We start from the raw sequence: 3,260 nt of genomic DNA on the forward strand, positions 1-3,260 counted from the left end.
CCATCGACATTCTTGTCCTTGAGAATCGCCTCGGTGGCCTGGCGATAGCGTTCAGGTGGTGCATCACCGAGAATATCGATCGGGTTGGAGTGTGACCAGTAGGGAGGCAGGACACTCTCCAGGTGGTCATATGTCTCCTGCGACATCTCCGCGAGGGGCACATCGATATCGTGTGCACGATCTGCCGCCATGACGCCCGGCCCGCCACCGTTGGTGATAATGGCTAGACGCGAGCCCCTGACGCGCGTACCGGAGGCGAGGACTTTTGCCGCAGCAAACAGCTGTGCGACTGTTTTTACACGAACTGCTCCGGCGCGTTCAATTGCACTATCGAAGACGTTGTCGGAACCGGCCATCGCACCTGTGTGTGAGACGGCAGCCCTTGTGCCGGTAGCATTGCGTCCTGATTTGACAACGATAACCGGCTTGAGACGTGCAGCAACGCGCAGACCGCTCATAAAGGAGCGTGCATCAGTGATGCCTTCGATATAGAGCAGAATACTTCTGGTTTCAGGATCAACTGCGAGGTAGTCGAGTACTTCGCCAAAGCCGACATCTGCCGTGGCACCAAGAGAAGCGACCGCCGAAAAGCCAAATCCCTCGGTATCGGCCCAGTCGAGCAGGGCAGTACAGAACGCGCCTGACTGCGCAACCAGTGCAAGTTCACCGGTTTTGGCCGGACTCTTCGCAAAGGTCGCATTGAGGCCAACACGTGGCCTGACGATGCCCAGGCAGTTTGGACCAACCAGTGGGATATCATAGGTTCTAGCAATATCGACAATCTCGTTTTGTAGATCCAGGCCAGCCTTGCCGATTTCTGCAAATCCTGCAGAGATGACGATGACAGCTGCGACACCATGATCAGCACATTCATGCATGATGCCCGGGATGAGTTTGGCAGGCGTGGCGATAACAGCAAGATCTACTGTGTGATCGATTTCGGAAACAGATTTGTAGGCCGGTATGCCCATAATTTCATCATGCTTTGGATTGACGGGATAGAGGGCGCCGCCGAAGCCACTATCAAGCAGATTCTTCAGAACCTGCCCACCAACCGATCCCTCGGAATTTGATGCACCAATGATGGCAATAGAGCCCGGCTCAAAGAGTTTGGAGAGATAGTGCTTTTTCATGATAATTGTCTCAGTGCAAAGGCACATGGGGTATAACTTGTCGATATAAGCAGGATAGTCCAGTATGATGCTGCACTGCAATATCAAATATCATATTCTGCATGAATTATTTATGAAGGGAGCATAGGAATGGCTATTGGTTTCATCACGCATCGCTCTTTCATGTTACACAACATGGGGGATTACCATCCAGAATGTCCTGAGCGGCTACATGCGATTAACGACCGCCTGATCTCTGCGGGTGTCGAGCCTTATCTCTATCACCGCGAAGCTCACATGGTTGAGAGGGAGCAGCTCTTGCGTGTGCATGATGCCGATTATATCGACCAGGTGTTTGAGGCCTCACCGGCAGACGGGCTTGCCTATCTCGATGGCGATACCGCCATGTGCCCGGATACACTCGATGCTGCGTTGTATGCGGCAGGCGCCAATGTCCAGGCTGTCGAAATGGTGATGACTGGCCAGGTCAAAAAGGCATTCTGCGCCGTGCGCCCGCCGGGACACCATGCCGAGCGCCATCGTGCGATGGGATTTTGCTTTGTTAATAATGTTGCGGTTGGGGCTGCACACGCGATCGAGGCATATGGGCTGGAGCGCGTTGCTATCGTTGATTTTGACGTGCATCACGGCAATGGCACAGAGGATATCTTTAGTGGTAATCCACAAGTACTTTTCTGTTCAAGTTTCCAGCACCCCTTCTATCCGGGCAGCGGGGCGGATACGAAGGTGGATAATATAGTCAATTGCACGTTACCGGCAGGTGCGGGCAGCAGAGAATTCCGTGATGCTGTCAGCAAGCATTTCGTACCTGCAATTGAAGCCTTCAAGCCGCAACTGATTCTGATCTCGGCAGGTTTTGATGCACATAGCTCAGACGACATGGCACAGATGGAATTGCACGAGTCGGACTATGCATGGGTTACACAGCAGTTGTGTTCACTCGCTGACAAATATAGCGAAGGCAGAATTGTTTCAACACTGGAAGGAGGCTATGCACTTGATGCCCTGGCCAGAAGTGTAACCGTACATATCAAAACGCTGATGGGGGAGGCTTAGAAAGGCTCCATTGGAACTTCACTCATTCTTCTGCTAGTGTTTTATGCTTGGATAACAAAAAATGAGTGGAACGAATATGAAGAAGATATTTACAAAAACCGCAATCGCGGCAACAGTTCTTGCAGCCGCTACTATTGGCAGCATTCCAACAGTTGCAAGCGCAGCGCAGAAATTTGTTTCTATTGGTACAGGTGGCGTAACCGGAGTCTACTACCCAACAGGCGGAGCGATTTGCCGCTTGGTCAACAAGACGCGTAAGGAGCACGGTTACCGCTGTTCTGCCGAGAGTACCGGTGGTTCCGTCTACAACATCAACACAATACGTGCTGGTGAGCTCGAATTTGGTGTTGCCCAGTCCGACTGGCAATTCCACTCTTTTAATGGCACTTCCAAGTTCAAGGATGCAGGTCCATTCAAGGAACTGCGCGCCATGTTCTCGGTTCATCCCGAACCCTTCACCGTTGTTGTTCGTACTGATTCCGGTATCAACAACTTTGAGGATATCAAGGGCAAACGCGTTAATATCGGTAATCCTGGCTCAGGCCAGCGTGCCACGATGGAAGTGGTCATGGATGCATTTGGCATGAAGAACAGCGATTTTGCACTGGCTTCGGAGCTGAAAGGTTCGGAAATGGCTGCGGCCCTGTGTGACAACAAGATCGACGTTATGATCTATACAGTTGGTCATCCTGCTGCGGCTATCAAGGAGGCAACAACTTCCTGTGATGTGAAGCTCGTCAATGTCACCGGCGCACCGATCGACAAGCTGGTCGCGGATAACCCATTCTACCGGGTCGCAACGATTCCTGGCGGTATGTATGCCGGTACAGATAAGGATGTGACTACATTCGGTGTTGGTGCAACTGTCGTGACTTCAAGCAATGTACCTGACGACGCTGCGTATGCCGTCGCCAAGGAGACTATGTCGAACATTGAACAGTTTCGTAAGCTGCATCCGGCATTTGCCAATCTTGAGCCAAAGACCATGGTTAGCGATGGTCTCTCTGCACCGCTGCATCCGGGTGCTGCCAAGGCTTACAAGGAACTTGGCCTGATAAAGTAATAATGCTG

3 protein-coding genes are annotated in these 3,260 nt (G+C 51.9%); 2 read left to right on the forward strand and 1 reads right to left on the reverse strand.

Annotated elements, in window-relative coordinates:
* The coding region (locus BOW51_RS08885; RefSeq protein WP_174564743.1) for an acetate--CoA ligase family protein at nt 1-1,133 on the reverse strand (1,133 nt) is incomplete at its 3' end.
* Between the two features lie 129 nt (nt 1,134-1,262).
* On the opposite strand from BOW51_RS08885, the gene BOW51_RS08890 reads away from it, so the two are divergent.
* The gene (locus BOW51_RS08890) at nt 1,263-2,189 is read left to right on the forward strand and encodes a histone deacetylase family protein (protein WP_078477415.1); all 927 of its coding nucleotides are present in this window, start codon (nt 1,263-1,265) and stop codon (nt 2,187-2,189) included.
* Nucleotides 2,190-2,250: 61 nt separating this feature from the next.
* Complete coding sequence (locus BOW51_RS08895; RefSeq protein ID WP_245828645.1) at nt 2,251-3,252, forward strand: TAXI family TRAP transporter solute-binding subunit; 1,002 nt, start codon at nt 2,251-2,253, stop codon at nt 3,250-3,252.
* Nucleotides 3,253-3,260 lie beyond the last annotated feature (8 nt).

It is taken from the genome of Solemya elarraichensis gill symbiont, from assembly GCF_002021095.1.
Lineage (GTDB): Bacteria > Pseudomonadota > Gammaproteobacteria > Chromatiales > Chromatiaceae.

Bases quoted from the DNA above. Each gene is read 5' to 3' on its own strand.
- BOW51_RS08895 (WP_245828645.1), top strand. From the start codon at position 2,251: ATGAGTGGAACGAATATGAAGAAGATATTTACAAAAACCGCAATCGCG.
- BOW51_RS08890 (WP_078477415.1), top strand. From the start codon at position 1,263: ATGGCTATTGGTTTCATCACGCATCGCTCTTTCATGTTACACAACATG.